General features: G+C 64.7%; 17 protein-coding genes. 7 read left to right on the top strand and 10 right to left on the bottom strand.

The features are described from left to right. Window positions 1–172 precede the first annotated feature (172 nt). Both AC3WJM_RS11360 and AC3WJM_RS11355 read right to left on the bottom strand, forming a co-directional pair. On the bottom strand, window positions 173–1,387 hold the full coding sequence (locus AC3WJM_RS11360) for an amidohydrolase (RefSeq protein ID WP_492271916.1): 1,215 nt from the start codon (window positions 1,385–1,387) through the stop codon (window positions 173–175). Then, window positions 1,384–2,814, bottom strand: a complete 1,431-nt coding sequence (locus tag AC3WJM_RS11355) for an MFS transporter (protein WP_492271915.1) — start codon at window positions 2,812–2,814, stop codon at window positions 1,384–1,386. Before AC3WJM_RS11355 ends, AC3WJM_RS11360 begins: the two co-directional genes overlap by 4 nt. Before the next feature lie 147 nt (window positions 2,815–2,961). On the opposite strand from AC3WJM_RS11355, the gene AC3WJM_RS11350 reads away from it, so the two are divergent. Continuing rightward, entirely contained in the window at window positions 2,962–3,963 is a 1,002-nt protein-coding gene (locus tag AC3WJM_RS11350) for an Lrp/AsnC family transcriptional regulator (RefSeq protein WP_492271914.1), read from the top strand. 205 nt (window positions 3,964–4,168) lie between these two features. Further along, entirely contained in the window at window positions 4,169–7,051 is a 2,883-nt protein-coding gene (locus AC3WJM_RS11345; protein WP_492271913.1) for an aminotransferase class I/II-fold pyridoxal phosphate-dependent enzyme, read from the top strand. 136 nt (window positions 7,052–7,187) lie between these two features. Here AC3WJM_RS11345 and AC3WJM_RS11340 read toward each other — a convergent pair whose 3' ends face one another. From AC3WJM_RS11340 to AC3WJM_RS11320, 5 genes are all read right to left on the bottom strand, one after another. After that, complete coding sequence (locus AC3WJM_RS11340) at window positions 7,188–7,580, bottom strand: DUF1304 domain-containing protein (protein ID WP_492259311.1); 393 nt, start codon at window positions 7,578–7,580, stop codon at window positions 7,188–7,190. Between the two features lie 65 nt (window positions 7,581–7,645). After that, complete coding sequence (locus AC3WJM_RS11335) at window positions 7,646–8,521, bottom strand: class II fructose-bisphosphate aldolase (RefSeq protein WP_492259312.1); 876 nt, start codon at window positions 8,519–8,521, stop codon at window positions 7,646–7,648. Next, window positions 8,521–9,987, bottom strand: coding sequence for a GntP family transporter (locus AC3WJM_RS11330; protein WP_059388381.1), 1,467 nt, complete (start codon window positions 9,985–9,987; stop codon window positions 8,521–8,523). Before AC3WJM_RS11330 ends, AC3WJM_RS11335 begins: the two co-directional genes overlap by 1 nt. Before the next feature lie 107 nt (window positions 9,988–10,094). Then, a complete protein-coding gene (locus AC3WJM_RS11325; protein WP_492271912.1) occupies window positions 10,095–10,994 on the bottom strand; it encodes an NAD(P)-dependent oxidoreductase in 900 nt (299 codons plus the stop codon). 45 nt (window positions 10,995–11,039) lie between these two features. Then, on the bottom strand, window positions 11,040–12,527 hold the full coding sequence (locus tag AC3WJM_RS11320; RefSeq protein ID WP_492271911.1) for a four-carbon acid sugar kinase family protein: 1,488 nt from the start codon (window positions 12,525–12,527) through the stop codon (window positions 11,040–11,042). A gap of 119 nt (window positions 12,528–12,646) precedes the next feature. On the opposite strand from AC3WJM_RS11320, the gene AC3WJM_RS11315 reads away from it, so the two are divergent. Together AC3WJM_RS11315 and AC3WJM_RS11310 are read left to right on the top strand one after the other, a co-directional pair. After that, window positions 12,647–13,465, top strand: coding sequence for an alpha/beta fold hydrolase (locus AC3WJM_RS11315; RefSeq protein WP_492271910.1), 819 nt, complete (start codon window positions 12,647–12,649; stop codon window positions 13,463–13,465). Between the two features lie 28 nt (window positions 13,466–13,493). Next, window positions 13,494–14,195, top strand: a complete 702-nt coding sequence (locus tag AC3WJM_RS11310) for a FadR/GntR family transcriptional regulator (protein ID WP_059388380.1) — start codon at window positions 13,494–13,496, stop codon at window positions 14,193–14,195. A 138-nt stretch (window positions 14,196–14,333) separates the two neighbouring features. On the opposite strand, the gene mmuM is transcribed toward AC3WJM_RS11310, so the two are convergent. Then, window positions 14,334–15,284, bottom strand: coding sequence for a homocysteine S-methyltransferase (gene mmuM / locus AC3WJM_RS11305; protein WP_441438113.1), 951 nt, complete (start codon window positions 15,282–15,284; stop codon window positions 14,334–14,336). A gap of 192 nt (window positions 15,285–15,476) precedes the next feature. On the opposite strand from mmuM, the gene AC3WJM_RS11300 reads away from it, so the two are divergent. Genes AC3WJM_RS11300 through AC3WJM_RS11290 form a run of 3 tightly spaced genes read left to right on the top strand, consistent with a single transcriptional unit; the run spans window position 15,477 to window position 17,472 of the window. Then, a complete protein-coding gene (locus AC3WJM_RS11300) occupies window positions 15,477–15,914 on the top strand; it encodes a YqfO family protein (RefSeq protein ID WP_306972647.1) in 438 nt (145 codons plus the stop codon). Beyond that, window positions 15,911–16,663: a cyclase family protein gene (locus AC3WJM_RS11295; RefSeq protein WP_332602606.1), complete on the top strand. Its 753-nt coding sequence runs from the start codon at window positions 15,911–15,913 to the stop codon at window positions 16,661–16,663. Before AC3WJM_RS11300 ends, AC3WJM_RS11295 begins: the two co-directional genes overlap by 4 nt. A 32-nt stretch (window positions 16,664–16,695) precedes the next feature. After that, complete coding sequence (locus AC3WJM_RS11290; RefSeq protein WP_059388378.1) at window positions 16,696–17,472, top strand: IclR family transcriptional regulator; 777 nt, start codon at window positions 16,696–16,698, stop codon at window positions 17,470–17,472. On the opposite strand, the gene AC3WJM_RS11285 is transcribed toward AC3WJM_RS11290, so the two are convergent. Next, the gene (locus tag AC3WJM_RS11285) at window positions 17,469–18,269 is read right to left on the bottom strand and encodes an IclR family transcriptional regulator (RefSeq protein ID WP_059388377.1); all 801 of its coding nucleotides are present in this window, start codon (window positions 18,267–18,269) and stop codon (window positions 17,469–17,471) included. The two genes, AC3WJM_RS11290 and AC3WJM_RS11285, sit on opposite strands and share 4 nt — an antisense overlap. A 37-nt stretch (window positions 18,270–18,306) precedes the next feature. After that, window positions 18,307–18,708 (bottom strand): alanine racemase C-terminal domain-containing protein, encoded by a 402-nt coding sequence (locus AC3WJM_RS11280; protein ID WP_284990820.1) that lies wholly within the window; start codon window positions 18,706–18,708, stop codon window positions 18,307–18,309. Window positions 18,709–18,746 lie beyond the last annotated feature (38 nt).

Genomic DNA, 18,746 nt, shown 5'->3' with positions numbered 1-18,746 from the left:
GGGTGAATTCGTGGGTGCGGCCCGCCCTCCCCGACGCTCGCTCACCTATGACCCGAATATCCCCGACGCTCGCTCACCTATGACTGAAAGCCCCGGGACCGTCGCTCAGATGATCTGAGCGAGGGATCCCGATTTTGGCATCATAAGTGAGCGAGCGTCCCTGCAGGGGAGTTCAGTTGGTTCGGCGGGTTAGCAGCCGTTCCCGTTGCCGCGGATCGCTGGCCGCCGCGCAGGCAGCCAAGGCCAGGCCGAACGCGCCGTCCAAGACCGCCCGGTCCGCGGAGGCCGACGAGCCGTGGGCAGCGAACTCGGCGGTGTGGTGGGCGGCCCCGCCGACGTCGTAGCCGAGCAGCGGATGGATGCTCGGGACCAGTTGCGAGACGTTGCCCATATCTGTGGAAGCTACTGGATCTTCGTTGAACTCAACAGCCCTCCCCCGGGTGGACATTGCTGTCCGGTACGCCTCGGAAAGGTACCGGTCCTGCCTGAGTTCAGCGTAGGCATTGCCCGTGGGGGTGACCTTGAGCGTGCTTCCGCTGGCAAGTGCACCCGCTTCCAGGCAGCGCCGCACGCGTTCCTCGATGACGCGAAGATTCTTGATGCTGGGTGAGCGCATTTCGACGCTCGCCCGTGCCCGCTCGGGTATGACGTTGACGGCGCTCCCGCCTTCGGTCACGATCAGCGAAACAACCGAGCCGGGCGGAAGTTGCTGCCGGGCCAAGGCAATCGCCGTCTGTGCGATCACGAGGGCGTCGAGGGCATTGACACCCTCTGACGGAGCGGCGGCGGCGTGCGCAGGCCGCCCTTCGTAAAGCACGTCCCACATTCCCATGGCCAAGGATGAGCCGCCGACGACGTCCTCGGCGCCGGCGTGGGCCATCATCGCCAGGGACACGTCCTCGAAGAAGCCCTCGCCAATGAGATCGACCTTGCCGCCGCTCGTCTCTTCTGCCGGAGTGCCGAGGACCTTGACTGTGATCCCGAGCTCGTCGGCGACGGAAGCGAGCGCGAGTGCGGCCCCCACGGCGCAGGCGGCGTTCACATTGTGTCCGCAGGCATGCCCGATGGTCGGCAAGGCGTCGTATTCGACGCACAGCGCGACCACCAGCTCACCCGTCCCGAACCTCGCGCTGAAAGAAGCCGGGAGCACAGGCTGCGGATCGTCAAAGCTGAAGCCCGCGCTCCGGAGCAGCCGGCTAACCCGCTTGGCGGCCCGGAACTCCTGCCCGCTGAGCTCGGGATCGGCGTGGATCGCGTGGCTCAGGCCGAGGATTTCCGGCTCCCAGCGTTCCAGCGCTGCGGAGATGGAGCGCCCGACGGCGGCCGAAGAGGTCGTGACGGGCGTTGCGGTTTCGAGGGAGGCGGCTTTCAGAGCCGCGGCTTTCATACGGCGACCCCTGCAGTTGTCGCCGCGGCTTTGCGCTTCGGGTAGCGGGCGGCAGCTGCCGCGGCGACCAAGGCCGCGATGGCCAGGGCAATCCAGATCGACAGGAGCCCGCCCTCGCTGATGTGCCCGGACTGGACTGAAGACGAGGAGATGAGCTTCACGACGGCGGCGCCCACCGCGATGCCAACGGACAGCGCCAGTTCGTTGAGGCCGGCCGCCGTCGAAGTTTCCTCCAGCGGAACGCCCTCAACAGACAGTGCCCGGGTTCCTGCCTGATACATGCCAAGGCTCAAGTTGAACATGGCGAATCCGGTGCAGTAGCCGGCCAGGGAGCCGTGCGCAGCCGCCATGACCAGGAAGCCGCCCGCCAGGAGGAGACCGGCGAACACCAGGGTGGCCCGTTCGCCAAACAGACTGAGCGCCTTTGAGGTCAGAAGCGAGGAGAACAGCGAGAGCACCGATGCGGCAGCCAGGACGATTGCGATGATGAGGGGGCTCAGCGCGAAGCCGTAGCCGGTCTTGTCCGGGTTTGAGTACAGGAAGATCCCGTTGGTGCCGAAGTAGCTGATGGAGGCAAAGCCGAAGAAGAAGGTGGCCAGCGAGACCGTCCGGATCCGCGGGATGGCAAGCATCCGCAGGTCCATGAAGCGCTTCCCGTTGACGCGTCGAGCGTCCAGGACCACCCAATAAGCCAACAGCGCGAACCCGATGATTCCGGATCCCAGGGTCTTGGTATCCAACCAGCCCCAGTCCGGGCCCATCGAAAGCGCCACCACGAAGCCGATGAGTCCCAGGGAACATGCCATGAGCGGCACCAGGGCGAGTCCCTCGCCCGTGGGGGTTCCGGCGTCGGGCAGGACGAAGGAGCAAAGCAGCCCGGCAACCGCGAACGGCACCGCAACCCAGAAACCGAGGGTGGGATCGTCGACGCCGATGATCCCGGCAAGCAGGCCGCCTGCGCCGACCATGATCATGAGCATGCCGATCATCACGCTGACCCCGGTGCGGGTCTGCGCCGGGCTGCTCACGCGCAGGATGCCCATCATTAGAGGGATGAAACCAACCACGCACGTGAGCATGACGACGCCGATCGTCACCGTCCACAGCGACGGCCACATCGCCATCATGACGACGCCGGCCGCGACTACCGCCGTCGACCAGCGCAGGACGAGCCTGTAGCCGTAGCTGTCGCCGAGCCGCGAGATGATCGGCGTGAGCACCGCGAAGCTCACGTTCGAGATGAGGAAAATTCCGTTGATGGTGGGGTCGTCGATCGAAAAGGCCGGCCCCAAGGCGGGGAGGATGGGGTTCAGGTATCCCTGGGTGACTCCGCTGAGGGATTCGATCAGGGCCATCGCCACGATCATGCCGGTGATCGTACGGCGGGCGACGGCCGCAGTCGCCGGAGGTGCTGTCTTGCTTGCCATGTGCTTCCTTGAGTGTTGGGGGGCTTCGTTGCCTGGGTCTTCGGATGCGAGCGGGTGATGCGAGTCACAACGTTAGGTCCGCCGTCTACACTGGCTAGGAATTTGTTTGAAATCATCTGAGAACCGTGAATTTTGAAGGAATCAGCCATGATCTCCGAAACTGACCTTGAAATCGTCAATGCCCTTCAGATCAATCCCCGTGCCGACTGGAGCCGCGTGGGGGATGTCCTGGGCTTGTCCGGGCCAACCGTCGCGCGCCGCTGGAACTCTCTTGCGGAGCAGGGACTGGCATGGATCACCCCGGCCCCGGGTCCGCGCTACCTGAGCGCGGGGTGGTCTGCGTTCATCAGCCTTTCGTCGCTGCCAAGCGAGAACGAAGCCCTGGTCCACAAGCTGTGCGCGGAGCCGGCCTTCGGCACCGTTTCGCTGGTGTCCGGCTCGCACGATCTCTTCATCGACTGCTTCGCCTCAAGCCACGAAGAGCTCATGGAGATCGTCACCGGCTCTTTTGCAGGCCTCCCCGGAGTGACCCACCGGGAGGTCGTTTTCGTCACCAAGCTGTACCGGCAGGCCTCCGACTGGCGCAGCGGCACCCTCGAACCGGCGCGGGCCCGGCTCATGTCGGCGGAACCCCTGCCCGCCCCGACCGCCTACGCTCCCGACCGGCTCGACGCATCCCTCTTGGAGGAACTAGCACGGGACGGGCGGGCCAGTTGGGCGGAACTGGGCGCCGCCTGCGGCGTCGCTCCGCAAACGGCACGACGGCGGGTGGAGCGCTTCCTCGCGTCCGGCTACATGACGCTGAGGTGCGATACGTCCGCTTCAGCCCAACAAGGACTCAGGGAAGTGAGCCTGATCCTCAACGTGCCCGCCCACCACGTTGACGCCGTCGGGCGCTATTTCGCGGCCCTTCCGAATTGCAGGCTCAGCGCCCAGGTTCTGGGCGCCCAGAATCTGCTCGTGACGCTGTGGGTGCGCGACTACCTCGAAGTCCAAAGCCACGAGCGCGAACTGGCGGAGCGAGCGCCAGGAAGCGCCGTCATCTCCCGGCAAGCCGTGGTCCGCAACTACAAACGCCTCGGGCACGTGTTGGAGGAGTCCGGACGCAGCCGCAGCGTGGTCCCCTTGCCCCTGTGGCGCGAAGGCTAGCCGCCCAACCCTCACTCACGTATGACGGCAAATCCCCCGACGCTCGCTCACGTATGACGGCAAATCCCCCAACGCTCGCTCACGTATGACGGGAAGTGCGGCTCCCATCTGGAAACCCAGACGGCAACCCGAACATTTGCCGTACACCGCGACGGCGCGCGGCGTTTAGTAGAGAGTGCTATCAATCCATGACAAAGGAGTCATCGTGGCACGCGCCGATTTCGCGACAGTGCAGTCAGCCCCATTTCCCTTCGCTCCAGCCGGCCTTGCCAGCGGTCAAGCGCTTGGCCCCGGTTCGGCGACGAGGCCAAACGCCGACGACGATTCCGGGTCCGGCGGCGAGGTCCCCAGCAGCGCGTGGCGGGTGCGCGCCGACGCTTGGGAGTTCCTTGGCTACGCCGTCAAACAGCTGGCCGCCGCCCGGTCTCTCACGGGCGCCGGCCGGCCGCCGCGGGAACTGCCAAGGGACGTCCGAAGGTTGTTGCCGCTGCTGGAATCCCTCGAAATGTATTGGGCGTCTCCGGGGCAGCAATATGTCACGGAAATGCGGCGAATCCTGGAGGCTGGAGAATACCTTGAGGCGCTAAGCCTCATCGAACCGGTCGCGCGACGAGTTGCCGGCCACAACCACCACGCCCAGGAACCCGCACAGGACCCGGAACGCGAATCGGAACGGGTGGAAGAACCCGCCGAGTCGCGCAAGCGGTTCGAGGTCCTCGTGATCGATGACGTCTCCAGCGCCGACCGTGAAGCCCTTCAAACAGAACTGCATAGCCAGCGCCGTCCCGCCGACTCCTTCAACTACGAGCTCGTGTTCGTGCCGAGCTTCGAGGACGCCATCGTAGCTGTCCTGCTCAACCCCGACATCCAGGCGTGCGTACTGCGGCCAGGCTTCGTCCCCAACACCAAGCAGCGCCTGGGCCGGGATGTGCGCAGCTTCCTGGACAGGTTCCTGGGGAAGTCGCTCCCCCAGCGACCCCTGGACCGCATCCTGAGCTTGGCGGAGAAGCTGGGCCAACTCCGGCCCGAGCTTGATCTCTACCTTGTGGCGGGCGTGGGGATCGAAGAACTCGCCGGTTCCTTGACCCGCCAATTCCGCCGGATCTTCCGCCGCCAGGATGGGCTGGAGCTCCATTTGTCCTTGCTCGCCGGCATCGCGGAACGGTATGAGGCGCCGTTCTTCCACGCGGTCCAGCAATACAGCCGCAAACCTGCCGGCGTTTTCCATGCCTTGCCCGTGTCCCGGGGCGGATCGGTCATCCATTCCAAGTGGATCAACGATCTGGGTGAGTTCTATGGCCTGAACCTGCTCCTCGCGGAAACCTCGGCCACGTCCGGCGGGCTCGATTCGCTCCTGGATCCGCACGGCTCCCTCAAGCAGGCCCAGAAGCTAGCGGCCCGGGCATTCGGTGCCCAGAAATCGCTCTTTGTCACCAATGGAACGTCAACAGCCAACAAGATCGTGCACCAATCGATCCTGGCTCCCGGCGACGTGGTTCTGGTGGACCGAAACTGCCACAAGTCGCACCACTACGCCCTCATGCTGGCCGGCGCGCAGGTCTCGTATTTGGACGCCTACCCTCTGGACGATTTCTCCTTCTACGGCGCCGTTCCTTTGGAAAGCATCAAGCGGATGCTCCTGGATTACCGCCGGGCAGGCCGGCTCCACGAGGTCAAGATGCTCGCCCTCACCAACTGCACGTTCGACGGCATCGTGTACGACGTCGAACGACTGATGGAGGAGTGCCTCGCCATCAAGCCGGACCTGGTGTTCCTGTGGGACGAGGCCTGGTTCGCCTTCGCGGGCTTCCACCACATCTACCGCCGCCGTACGGCCATGGCTTCGGCCCGGTCCCTCGAGGCAAAGTTCGCGGATCCGGCGTACGCCCGGCGGCACGCCGAACAGCTTCGCGCGCTGGGCGGTGGGGCGGCCGGCGGTTACGACGGCGGCGGCGAGCCCGACGACGGCGGGCCGGGTTCCGGCGTCGGGCACGTCAGCGATGAGCTGCTCCTGAAGACACGACTGCTGCCCGATCCGGCGAAGGCCCGCGTGAGGGTCTACTCAACGCAGTCGACGCACAAGACCCTGACGTCGCTCCGGCAGGGGTCCATGATCCATATCCATGACCAGGACTTCGGCCAGTTGAACGAGGAGAGCTTCCGGGAGGCGTACATGACGCACACCTCCACGTCCCCCAACTACCAGATCCTGGCTTCCTTGGACATGGGACGGCGGCAGGTCGAGTTCGAAGGATACGAACTGGTGCAACGGCAGGCAGATCTCGCGGTCAGCATCGCCCAGGCCGTGGCGAGGCATCCCTTGTTGAAGAAGTACTTCCGCGTCCTCGGCACCAAGGACCTCATACCGCCTCAGTACCGCGAAACGAGCCGGCAAATGCCGCTTCGCGACGGGCTCGCGGCCATGTCGGAAGCCTGGGAGCGCGACGAATTCGTTGTTGATCCGAGCCGTTTGACCCTGCATATCGGCCTCACCGGCGTGGACGGCGATACCTTCAAGCACGACTTCCTGATGGACAAGTACGGGATCCAGGTCAACAAGACGTCGAGGAACAGCGTTCTCTTCATGACCAACATCGGCACCTCGCGGAGTGCCGTCGCCTACCTCGTTGAGGTCCTGGTCAAGCTGGCCGAAACCTTTGAAGATGAGCAATCCGGCCTGAGCGGTCTGGGTCAGCGAGCGCGCCTTGCCCGTGTCGCTGCGCTGACCAGCACACCGCCACCCTTGCCGGACTTCAGCCGCTTCGCCGAACGATTCCGGGTAGATGCGCAGACGCCGGACGGCAACATGCGGGACGCCTACTTCGAGAGCTACAAAGCCGGATCCTGCGAATACTTCAGTGCGGCCGAACTTATGCGAAGGGTCGCCGCGGGAGAGGAAATGGTGTCTGCCTCCTTCGTCACCCCCTATCCGCCCGGATTCCCTGTCTTGGTTCCCGGGCAAGTGATCACGGAGGAGATCCTGGCTTTCATGTCGGCACTGGACACGCGGGAGATCCACGGATTCAATCCGGAACTGGGGTTCAGGGTTTTGACGGGTGAGCTAGCGTCACGCCAAAAGCCTGCATAAGTGAGCGAGCGACTGGCCTGGAGGGCACATATGTGTGCGAGCGTTTGCCTCGTAAGACGCTCGCTCACATCTCACGCCATTTTCGCCAACGCTCGCTCATATCTCACGCCATTTTTGCCAACGCTCGCTCATATCTTTAGCCGAGCGCCACGGCAAGGATGCCGAGCACGACGGCGAGCAGCGGAGTCGTGCCCTGAAGAACCGCGGGGCGGAGGTACTTCTTGCCGCTCAAGGCGAGCACGATTGCCGCCAGCAGCATGGAGCCGCACGAGCTGAAGACGAGGGTCCAGCCGACCTGCGGATGACCAAGAGCGACGATGACGATCCCGGCGATCGCCCCGATGGCAAGGAAGAGGTTGTAGAAACCCTGGTTGTAGGCGAGGCCCTTGGTGGTTTCCGCCTCGGACTGGGAAGCGACGCTAAAGCGCTTCCACGTGGCCGGACGGGTCCAGGTGATGGACTCCATGCTGAAGATGTAGACGTGCAGCAAGCCGGCAAGGAGGGCAAAAATCAGGGAGGCTACGATCATGTGCTGATCCTAGCCTCCCTGCGTTGCGCGGAGGCGCGGCGGCGTGGCCGCCCCGCGAGCCGCGCCTAGCGACTCAGCATGTCCAGTGTTGCTCCGGCGAAGGCCCCTGCCGAGGAACTCCAGCGCCCCAGCAGGCCCTGGAGGTTCTCGCCGTCGGCCCGGTGCGGGGTTGTCTCGGCTTCGAGCGTGGCGAGGATGCCGGTGCGGAGCTCCGTATTGAAGTTCACCTTGCCCACGCGCATTGACGTGGCCTTGACCAGGTCTGCCGCGGGAATGCCCGACGCGCCGTGGAGCACGAGCGGAAGCTCAGTGCGCGATGCAATGTCCTCCAGCACATCCCAGTGCAGCCTGGGCTCGCCGGCGTAACGGCCATGCGCATTCCCCACGGCAACGGCCAGGAGCTGGGCACCAGTGCGGTATACGAATTCCAGTACCTGGCCCGGGTCGGTCAGGCCCGCCGGATGGACACTGGCCGGATGAGCGTGAACGTCAGCACCGAAGGCCTTGTCCTCGTCGCCCGCCAGCCCGCCAAGTTCCGCTTCGATGACGATGTCCGAAGCACCGGCGTCTAGCACGACCTCATGTACGGAGCGGACCAAAGCGATGTTTTCCTCGAATGGGAGGGACGAACCGTCGGCCAGGACGGCGTCGGCACCGGCTGCCACCGAATCACGGATGACCTCGAGGTCCGAGGCGTGGTCCAGCTGCACCGAGACCGGCACGCGGGCGTCGTCGGCCAAGGCGCGCAATGCCCCAATGAGCCGCAAGCCGGACGGGGTGGCCGCGGTCTTCGGAGCAACCAGCAGAATGATTCCGCGGCCGGACTCCTCTGCTGCGGCCACCACCGCGAGGGCGGTGGTGAAGTCGTAGCAGGTGAAGGCCGGGACCGCGGCTCCTCGCTCCAGCGCGGAGCCTACAAGGTCGTCAAGGCGTACACGCATCAGTGGGCCAGGCCTCCCACCAGGATCCAGGCGACATAGCTGAGCAGGAAGCCCGCGACGCCCAGGATGGTGGTGAGCACGGTCCAGGTCTTGAGGCCGTCGGACACCGTGAGGCCGTAGTAGCGCACCACCACCCAGAAACCGGCGTCGGTCACGTGGGACAGGCCCAGTCCGCCGAAGCCGATCGCGATCACGATGACGGCGATCTGCGCGGGGGTGTAGCCGCCTTGGGCGACGGCAGCCGAGAGGAGGCCGGTGGTGGTGACGATGGCGACCGTGGCCGATCCCTGTGCGGCACGCAGTGCCAGGGAAATGATGAAGCCGAGGAGGATGATCGGCACGCCCAGGGAGTCCAGCGTCTGGGACAAGGCCGCGCCGATGCCGGAGACCTGCAGGACGCCGCCGAACACGCCGCCGGCAGCAACCACCATGAGGATCGAGGCGATGGGAGGCAGCGCGCCTTCGAAGATTTCGCCGGTTTCCTTGAGTGACCACTGGCGGCGGACCGCCAGAAGGAAGAACGCGAGCGCAACGGCCACCAGCAGGGCGAAGAACGGGTTGCCCACGAAAGACGCGACGCCGTACCAGTAGTCCTTCTTGTTGATCAGGAGGGTACCGGCTGTGCCGAGCAGGATCTGGACGATCGGGGCGGCGATGAGGAACATGATCAGGCCCGGGCGCGGCGGAGCGACTGCGCTGGCACCGGGACCGTCGTGGCCGACGCGCACCAGGGAATCGGAGCCGAATTCTTCGATCTGGTCGCGGACGCCCGGGAGCAGTTCGTAGTCCTTGCGGTTCATGATGCTGGCAACCCAGTAGGACAGGAAACCGAGCGGCACGCAGATGATGAGCGAAATCATCGCGATGAGTCCGATGTCGGCACCCATCACGCCTGCCCCGGCAACGATGCCCGGGTGGGGAGGAACGGCGACATGGATCGAGAGCATGATGCCGGCCATGGGAAGGCCGAACTTGATGGGGTGCAGCTTGGCGATCTTCGCGAAGGCGTAGACGATCGGCACCAGGACGATGATGCCTACTTCGAAGAACACCGGAATGGCAACGAGGAAGCCGACGGCGGTCAGTGCCACGGCGACGCGCTTGGCACCGAGCTTCTCGGTGAAGTGGTTGGCCAGCGATTGCACGCCGCCGGACACCTCGATCATGCGGCCCAACACGGCGCCGAGGGCAATCAGCAATGCGACTTTGCCCATGGTTCCGCCCACGCCGTTGGCCACGACGGTGAATACGTCCGCCAAGGGGATCTGCGCGGCAACGGCCACCAGGATGCTCACGGCCAGCAATGCCACGAAGGCCTGGATCTTGAAGCGGATGATCATGAGCAACAGCAGCGCGACGCCCGCAACTGCAATGGTCAGCAGCAGCGGGGTCCCAAGGGCTACGGACGGTTTGATGGCGGGGGCATCAGCTGCCCGGACCGCCAAGGAATTGATGAGGGGAATCATCAGGGGTGTCTCCTTTGACAGAGCCGGCCTGGACTCGAGGCCGGCGAGAGGGGCGACGACGGCGGAGGGGGGACCGCCGTCGTCGCACGTTTCTTTGGGGTGCTTTGCTAGACAGTGCGCCTGGTGGGCGCGACGACTTTGATGACTGCGGAGTCGTCGGCGGCGGCGAGGCCCTGGGCCTGGCCGAGGAGGTAGAGCTGTTCGGCAGCGGCGGCGACCGGGGCGGCGAGGCCGGCGGCACGCGTCGCCTTGCCGACGATGCCCATGTCCTTCACGAAGATGTCCAGACGGCTGAGGACCTCGGCGCCATCCTCGGTGTAAGCCTCGAGGATGCGTGGGCCGCGGTTGGACAGCATGAAGGAGCCAGCGGCACCTGCTTCCAGCGCCGCGAGGGTCTTCGCCTGGTCGAGTCCGAGGGCGTCCGCGAGTGCCATGGCTTCGGCTGCAGCGGCGATGTGCACGCCGCACAAGAGCTGATTGACGGTCTTGAGGGCCTGGCCGTCGCCGGGCTTGTCGCCAACAACGGTGAGCGTGGAGGCCAGCAGTTCGAGCGCGGGGCGGGCCTTTTCCTGGGCCGCCGGCGTCGCGCCAACCACGATCAGGAGGTCGCCTTCCCCGGCACGCTTGGGGCCGCCGGAGAGCGGCGCGTCCACGAGTTCGACGCCGTATTCGGCCAGGCGGCCCACGGTGGCCGGAATAGCCTCGGTACCGACTGTGCTACCGAGGATCACGACGGCGCCCGGCTTCAGTACCGAGGCAACGCCGTTCTCGCCGAAGAGGACGGCGTCGAGCTGTTCGCCGTTGCGCACGGCAAGGAGCAGGGCGTCGGCGCCTTCCGAGGCTTCGCGCGCCGAGGCGAAGGTGCGGATCCCGGCGTCGGCGGCGAGCTTCAGGCGCGGCTCGGCGATATCGAAGCCGTGGACGGTGAGCTGGGTCGCCAGGCGGGTAGCCATCGGCAGGCCCATGGCGCCCAGGCCGAGGACGGCGACGGTGTAATTGCTGGTCATGGTGGTCTCCATTGAATGCGGGGGTTGCGTTAGGAAGAGGATCGGCTAGAAGGTGTTGCTGAGCTTGCGCGTGACTTGAGTCAGGGATTCGTCGTCGCCCACGTTGCCGGCGAAGACGATGTACGGGATGCCCTTCGCGGGCCCGTCCACCGGCTCCCACAGCGAGACGATGCCGGGCAACATGGGGCCGCGGACTATCGCGTGGCGGATTTCCAGGCCGTGCGCGGCCACGTCCGAGGACGTGATGCCGCCCTTTGCGATGACGAAGCGCGGCGGGAAGGTCTTGAGCGTCCGGTTCACGATCGCGACGACGGCGGCAGAGACGGTGCGGGCAATCTTCAGGCTCGCCGCGGCGTCGTCCGTCTTGATGAGCAGGCGGCTCGTGTGGACGATGACGTCTCCATTGCGGAGGGCAATGACGACGGCGGCGACCGTCTCGTCCAAGTAGGCCTCCGCGCCGCTAGCGAGCAGTTTCTCGACGTCGATCTCGATGATCCGGGCGGCGCCATGCTGGGCCGTCAGGGCATTGAGCTGGCGCGTGGTGACGCCGACGTGCGAACCAACAACGATGAGGCCACCGGCTGTGGAGGGAGTGTTGCCTTCGTAGGCTTCCTCGCCGCTGAGCGCCTCACGGATTTCCTGGCCGATGCGGCCGCGGACGAAGGGCGGACCCACACGGTAGAGCAGCTTCTTGCCGCGGCGTTCGGCTTCTTCAAGCCCGAGGGCCAGTGCCCGGAAGTCATTCTCGGTGACGATGTCCGCGACGATCGGCGTGGAGTTCGTGGCGGGTTCGATCGCGTCTGCAATGGCCTTGGCGGAAATGGCAGGGTCCTGGGCTGAGGCCCCGGCACGGATGATGTTCAGGTCCAGGACGATCACATCGCTTGCCTGGAACCGGCCCTGCGACTTCTCCTCCACATACCTGGCCATCTCCGAGTTGGCGAAGCCGAAGCTCGCATCCTTGGCGAACTCGGTCTCCGCAACCCGGGTGAGCTTGCCGGCGTCGTGCCCGGTGCCACGCATGTAGTGCACGCCGCCAACGGTGACCCGCCCGGCGTCGGGAAACGCCGGGACGATCACGACGCCGTCGGTCGCCTCGCCGGTCACGTCCGCGACAGTGGCGGCAATGACGTCCGGTTCCAGCGGGTAGTGGCCACGGAGGGTGGAGTCGGAGCGGCTGACGAATCCCAAGCGCAGCTGGGAACCGGCGGCGGCGAGCGCGTTCCGCACGATTTCCTCGTTGCGGGCAGCGGCCTCAACCGGGTCCAGGCTGCGCGTGTTGGTCAGCACGTAGACCGCGGGCTGAGACCGGCTTTCCGCGATGTGGGCGAACGCCCACGTGAAATCGGCGACCTCCCAGCGGGTGAGGACCGGCAGGTTGGCGACTGACTGGGTGCCGGTGGGGTCGTCGTCGAGGACTACCAGGATGCGGGGCGAGGTTGCGGAAGACGCTGCTACGGCGTCGGCAACCAGCTGAGCGGGGATCTGGACTTCAGCCGGGAAGGCAGCCAGGACATCGGCTTCAAGGGTCACTGTGCACTCCATCGTGGTTTTGAAGGTAAATGTAAGATGTCAGACATCTAATATTTGAATGCTAGTGTGACACACCCGCTTTCGGCTGTGCAAGTGTCAGTCGTCACTATGCTTGGCGCATGCTTCAAGAGCCTCCCGCCGTCGCGGCATTACACGTGGACATGCGCCTCCCGGCGGTCGCCGTTAAGGCGGACTTTCCGTCCCAACCTCCCGTTCTGTTGCTGCACGGCTGGGCGTCGACGTCCGCCTATTGGGAGCCACTCGCCACCGAGTTGCTCGACGCCGGACGAACCGTCTGGATCGTCGATTTGCCTGGGTATCACCGCGGGGACATGTTGCCTCCGGGCTTCCAGTGGACTCTGGAATCAGCTGCCGATTCCGTCGCTGCCGTTGCTGCCAGGAACGCGGCACCGGTCCACATTGCGGGCCACTCGATGGGCGGAAGCGTGGCGCTGGCACTGGCCGCGCGGCACCCGGGGCTCGTGGCCAGCGTGGCCCTGATCGGCATGGTTCCGGCCCCGCCGAACGAAGGCTTCAAATCGATGCTCGAATCCCAGCTACGGCAAGGCCTCATTGACGACGCGACGCGCGCCAAGTGCATGAAGGCCTGGTTCGGGGCGTTGTCGCCGGAGGACAATCGCTTGCTGAGCCGAGGATTTGAGCTGCCTTTCGAGGTCCTTGGCCCCAGCGGCCTCGCGGCGATGGCCGGAGTGGCTGCCGATGTCCCCGAAAAGGTGACCGCACCGACGCTGGTGATTGCCGGCGTCGGGGACCGATTACGTTCGCTGGACCAAGCGGAAGCCTTCGTGGCAGCCAGCCCGCTGCGGAGGCTCGTGGCAATACCCGACGCCGGGCACAGCGTCCATTGGGAGCAGCCGCGTGCTTGCGCCCGCGCGCTCGGCGCGTTTTGGAACGAAAGCCGGCACCCGCCAGCGTAAGATGTCAGACATCTAGGAACGGAGCACCATGGCACGCAAGTCGCTGGTCGGCGTCGTCGCTGACGAGCTGCTGGACCGCATCGTCGCGGGCGAATTTCCGCCGGGCACAGTGGTTCCCGGCGAACTCGAACTGAGCGCCAAGCATGAAGTCAGCCGCATGACGGTCCGCGAGGCCATGAAGACCCTCGAGGCCCAGAGAATCCTGAGCGTGGAGCGCGGCCGGGGGACTTTCGTCAACCCACTGAACCGCTGGGCTTCCCTCGAAGCTGTGCTGCGTGCGGCTTCGGAAGGAAAGAACGACGCCGCAGCGGCCGTCCAGCTCATCGAGCTGCGCCGCATGCTCGAGACCGGCGCCTGCGAACTGGCCGCCTCACGGGTCTCCCCCGAAGAAATCGACCAGCTGCAGGTTCACGTGTCCGCCATGCAGAAGGCCCACGATTCCAACGATGTGAGCGCGTTCGTCGAGGCGGACCTGGGCTTCCACGATGTCATCCTCCACGCCTCCGGCAACGTCTTCGTCGCTGTGCTCTTCGAACCCCTGCACCGCGTCTTGGAAACCCGGCGCACCCAGACCTCGCAAATCCCCGATATCCAGCGGCACGCCATCGGACATCACCGGGCCATCCTCAAAGCCCTCGAAGCCGGCGACGCCCCCCGGGCCCGCGAGGCCATGGACGCGCACATGCAGCAGACCCTCGACGATCTCAGGACATACGTCCTGGAGGCCTAGGCAGGCCCGGCTCCCCCGCCCCCCGACTTCCAGGACGCCCGCTCACATATCAACGGTCGCGGGCGGACCCTCGCTCACATATCAACGGTCGCGGGCGGACCCTCGCTCACATATCAACGGTCGCGGGCGGACCCTCGCTCACATATATCGACCGATCCCAGCAATATCCTGCGGTGTCGTCCTGCAGCACCCTCCAATAAGCCGAGCGCCAAGTTCTTGCCAGATGCCGGCTCCTTCCGCAATGCTTGCAGGTTGCTTGCCATCAGCACCGCCCACGGCCGGGCCGGGCGTCCAGGTCTTGGTTAGAGCGTCATAGCTTTCGCCGGAATTCGGATACGCGATCAACGGGATTGAGGTGACTTTGCGGAGGGCTCGAAGCGACGGAGAGACCAGTTCCAGAGGCACGCAATTTACGCCGATCGCGACGACGCGCGGCTGCGTTGCACAGAGCCTTGCGACGTTGGCCAGCGTTGTGCCGTCGCTGATGTGCTCCCCGTCCCGTAGCGTGAAGGAGAACCATGCCTCGACGTTGAACTCTTCTACGAGTGCCAACAGTGCCTTCGTCTCCGAAACCGAAGGCAACGTCTCACATGCCAGCAGGTCCACTCCCGCCTCCACCAGCGCCGCGATCCGGGGCCTGTGGAATTCCATGAACTCGATCCGGCTGAGGGTGTAGTCCCCGCGGTATTCCGAACCGTCAGCGAGGTAGGCGCCATAAGGGCCTACTGATCCGGCAATCAGCAGGGGTCCCGCTTCCGGGTTTTCAGCCAAGTATTCGCGCCTCGCGTCGTCGGCCAGGCGTACGCTCAATGCCACCAGCCCCAAGGCTTCCGCTTCGCCGATGCCGCGCTGCCTGAAGCCTCGCGGCGTGGCCTGGTAGCTCGCAGTGATGGCTACCGTGGCTCCTGCATCGAAATAGTCGCGGTGCACTTGCTTGATCAGCTGCGGTTGTTCCAGAAGCACCTTGGCCGACCAAAGCGGGTCCTCCAGATTGCAGCCCCGCGCCTCGAGCTCAGTGGCGAGTGCGCCGTCCAGCGTCAGCTTCGAGCCGGCGTCGAGCATGCGGGACAGCGTGATCTTACTGGGCATCGTTCGGGGCTCCAAGCAGTTGGTCTTCATTCGTGCCTATGTGGGGACGAGATGGTCCAGCGTGACCACCCTCTCACTATATTGGTCATTATGAGCATTTGAAAATGCTTGTAATGATCAGGCCAGTTATGCCACCATGGCAGTCAAGCAATCGGCGCCAAGCGCAGGGAAGAGGACCCCTTGAAGATAGAAATGAAATCAGTGCGCAAGCTGCGCGTACATTGGCCTATCGCGTCCGAGACTTTCGCTGGGCTCGCTGAGGGCGAGGCCGGTGCGTTCCGGAATGACCACGGCATTACGGCACTGCTTCAGGCCTTGGCGGACTCCCCGGAGTTGGGGGACTTTGGAAACTACAGGCACGTTTTCGAGTCCGGCGTGGGATTCGAAGGATTCACCGTGGCTGAAGGCGCCAACCCCACCTTGGGGCAAGTGGGCCAGCGGACCATTTCGCCGACCTTTGTCTTCACGACGTACTTCGACGCCGCCCTGGACGACGAGCGGGTGGATCGGTTCATGCGTCACCTTGTGGAGATCCACCCTTGGGAAGTCCCTGTCATAGAGCTATCCGGCGTCGTGAGCGTCTCATCCACCGCACTGGCAGAGGCCCGCGAGAGCGGGGTCGCATCATGACCGACAACGCCACGACGGATTTTTGGGACGGGCTCCAGCCCCTCATAGCGGGCAGGACGTTCGCCGACTTGACGCATGCATTCCACCCAGGCCAACCGCACTTCCCCGCTTTCCCCGACGAGATCAGGGAAGCCGTGTTCGATCTGGAGAATGGCGACGGATTCACCGCGCACCGCTATTCGATCATCGGGCAATGGGGAACGCACGTTGATCCCCCCTCACATTTCATCCGCGGCGGCCGGTCTTTGGATCAGATCCCGGTAGGGGACATGATCCTTCCGCTGGTCATCCTGGACATTTCAGAACGGGTCAAGGCTGATCCCGATGCCACCCCCACGGTGGCGGACATCCACGCATGGGAAACCCGAAACGGCACTGTCCCGACGGGTAGCTTTGTGGCACTGCGGACCGGCTGGAGCCGACGTTGGCCCGATGCCGACGCCATGGCGAACAGGGACGACGAAGGCATCAGTCACAGTCCGGGCTGGTCGCAGGAGGCCCTCACCTTCCTGATTGAACGACGGTCGATTGCGGCTGTAGGTCATGAACAGACAGACACGGACCCGGGGCTGGCCACTTCCCGCAAGGACTTTAGCCTGGAGACATACGTGCTGGGACAGAACCGTTGGCAGATCGAGCTATTGGCGAACCTGGATGGTCTTCCGGAAAAGGGTGCCGCCCTGGTTGCGACGTGGCCAAAACCCCTTGAGGGCAGCGGCTTTCCCGCCCGGGTGTTTGCTATCCACTGAGTCACGCCCGTCCGGTGGCTAGAATCAGATCCATGCCTAAGACATCCAGCATGGGACGGGGAATCATGGCTGTCCTTGCAGTCGGCTCCCGTAACGCCGAAGGCCTCGCCGGCGGCACGGTCGCCGATATTGCAGCCGATTTAGGCAAGGATCGCAGCCAGGTCTCGCGGAGCCTGCGAGTCGCGGAACAAGAAGGGTTCCTGGAACGCGCCGAGCGGCGGTCCTACAACCTGAACTGGTCACTCTTTACCGACGCCCAGCTTTTGACCGAACAACGGCTGCAGACGGACGGGATCACTGCCCTGGAGGGCCTTGCCGGCGAAACGAACGAAGGATGCTTTCTCGGAGTGCTGAGCGGTGACAGCACGGTGACGGTCGGTGAGCGTATTCCGGCGAGCAGCAACATGGTCGGTTCGTGGTTGGGCCGGCCTTACCCGGCCTACTGCAGCGACGCCGGCCAGGCATTGTTGTGGGAGGCGTCCGACGCCGAGGTCCGAACCGTTTTCGCGTCCTCTGCATTTGTTCGCCACGGCCCCAATACTCCGGTCAATGTCGAGGACTTCCTGACGCGGCTGCATGAGGCTAGGGGGCGGGGGTATTCCATCGTGGATGAGGAAGCAGAACCAGGCTTGTATTCCCTAGCCGTTCCCGTACGGGATTTCAAACGCGAAGTGGTGGCTGCCCTGCAGGTCGTGGGTCCTAAGACACGGCTGGCAGCGCGGCGGGAACTCTGCGCCTCGGCTCTCGTGTCGTGGGGAAAGTGGCTCGAATCGACGATGGGTCAGGGACTGCCGCAGGCGCTGGCCTAGCTCGCAAGGCCCCTTCCTCCCGTATTGTCCCGAGTACTGCGACCGCATGATCCGAGCCGCGCGGCGGCTTCCGTGAGAACCTTCGCGATTTTCCCGGCCCTGGGCTCGATCTGGGGCCGGTTGCCCAGAACACTAAGTGAAGCAAGAATCGCTCCTTCCGGGTCACGGACAGGAACGGCCAATTCGTAGACGCCATGTTCGAATTCTTCGGCCGCCACTATGAAGCCCCGGTTCCGGTCCCTGTCCATCAGCTCGCAGACCTCCTCGGTCGAGTGGGCCGCGCCCGGACCGCCGACACCGATGAAGTTGGCGTCCTTGAGGAGATCCTGAATCGCGGCCTGCTCGTGATCCCACAAGAGTGCCCGGCCTGATCCCGTGCACCATGTCGGCGTCACCATTCCAGGTTTGACGAAGCTGCCAGGGAGCGCGTCATTGCTAGATGCGCGCAGGAGAATTACCCGGAAGCCCTCGCGGACAGAAACCCTGGATCGGAGGCCAAGCGTGGCCACCAGCGCCTCCAACTCGGTTCTTGATTGGCGAACCCAGCCAGTATTAAGCGACGCCGCGAGGCCGAAAAATTGCGGGCCTGTCCGGAACGGACCGCGTTCGACCCTTTCGAGAAGTCCCAGATCACACAATTCCTGGGTCAGCCGGGATACCCGGCTTTGCTCCATGTCCAGCTCGGAGGCGAGCTGGGAGACGCCGAGGAGCCGCCGGCCCCACTTCTCCCGGTCCGCGACCAAGCGCACAATACGAAGTCCTTGTGCCATGGACGACGCTTCCGAGGAAGAATCCATTGTCAATGCTCCTTCCGAGCTTCATCAGGCCCTATTCTCACACGTCCCCGTTGACCGGAACGCGGCTTCCTCTTGCCCACACGGTGTAGAGATCGGCGAGGATTGCCGAGTTCGCCGTCTCCATCTCCTCAACGGTGATTTCTTCGGCTCCTTGCTTTCCGAACAGCACAACTTCGTCGCCCGGAGAGGCGTCAGCGATGTCGGTTGCGTCAACAACCATGGAATTCATCGAAACAAGGTCGACGATGGCGACACGCCGGCCACGGACGAGCACATGGCCTCCACGGGCCAGCGCGCGGCGGTAGCCGTCGCCGTATCCTGCGGTCACCGCTGCCAACTTTGAGTCCCGGTCCAGCGTGTGGGCGAGGCCATACCCGACTTTGGTGCGGGCAGGATAGCTATCGATATGGCGGTTGTCATCTTTGGGGGAGTGGGTCATGATCCCGGCCAGCTGAAGCCTCGGATGGCTGACGATCC

Source organism: Arthrobacter sp. FW306-1B-G06A (assembly GCF_058781765.1).
This window is presented reverse-complemented; position numbering and strand designations above follow the sequence as displayed.

What these genes read in the sequence shown, in the direction of transcription:
- AC3WJM_RS11360 (WP_492271916.1), bottom strand. Translation starts at nt 1,387, where the DNA reads ATGAAAGCCGCGGCTCTGAAAGCCGCCTCCCTCGAAACCGCAACGCCC.
- AC3WJM_RS11355 (WP_492271915.1), bottom strand. Translation starts at nt 2,814, where the DNA reads ATGGCAAGCAAGACAGCACCTCCGGCGACTGCGGCCGTCGCCCGCCGT.
- AC3WJM_RS11350 (WP_492271914.1), top strand. Translation starts at nt 2,962, where the DNA reads ATGATCTCCGAAACTGACCTTGAAATCGTCAATGCCCTTCAGATCAAT.
- AC3WJM_RS11340 (WP_492259311.1), bottom strand. Translation starts at nt 7,580, where the DNA reads ATGATCGTAGCCTCCCTGATTTTTGCCCTCCTTGCCGGCTTGCTGCAC.
- AC3WJM_RS11335 (WP_492259312.1), bottom strand. Translation starts at nt 8,521, where the DNA reads ATGCGTGTACGCCTTGACGACCTTGTAGGCTCCGCGCTGGAGCGAGGA.
- AC3WJM_RS11330 (WP_059388381.1), bottom strand. Translation starts at nt 9,987, where the DNA reads ATGATTCCCCTCATCAATTCCTTGGCGGTCCGGGCAGCTGATGCCCCC.
- AC3WJM_RS11325 (WP_492271912.1), bottom strand. Translation starts at nt 10,994, where the DNA reads ATGACCAGCAATTACACCGTCGCCGTCCTCGGCCTGGGCGCCATGGGC.
- AC3WJM_RS11315 (WP_492271910.1), top strand. Translation starts at nt 12,647, where the DNA reads ATGCTTCAAGAGCCTCCCGCCGTCGCGGCATTACACGTGGACATGCGC.
- AC3WJM_RS11310 (WP_059388380.1), top strand. Translation starts at nt 13,494, where the DNA reads ATGGCACGCAAGTCGCTGGTCGGCGTCGTCGCTGACGAGCTGCTGGAC.
- mmuM (WP_441438113.1), bottom strand. Translation starts at nt 15,284, where the DNA reads ATGCCCAGTAAGATCACGCTGTCCCGCATGCTCGACGCCGGCTCGAAG.
- AC3WJM_RS11300 (WP_306972647.1), top strand. Translation starts at nt 15,477, where the DNA reads ATGAAATCAGTGCGCAAGCTGCGCGTACATTGGCCTATCGCGTCCGAG.
- AC3WJM_RS11295 (WP_332602606.1), top strand. Translation starts at nt 15,911, where the DNA reads ATGACCGACAACGCCACGACGGATTTTTGGGACGGGCTCCAGCCCCTC.
- AC3WJM_RS11290 (WP_059388378.1), top strand. Translation starts at nt 16,696, where the DNA reads ATGCCTAAGACATCCAGCATGGGACGGGGAATCATGGCTGTCCTTGCA.
- AC3WJM_RS11285 (WP_059388377.1), bottom strand. Translation starts at nt 18,269, where the DNA reads ATGGATTCTTCCTCGGAAGCGTCGTCCATGGCACAAGGACTTCGTATT.
- AC3WJM_RS11280 (WP_284990820.1), bottom strand. Translation starts at nt 18,708, where the DNA reads ATGACCCACTCCCCCAAAGATGACAACCGCCATATCGATAGCTATCCT.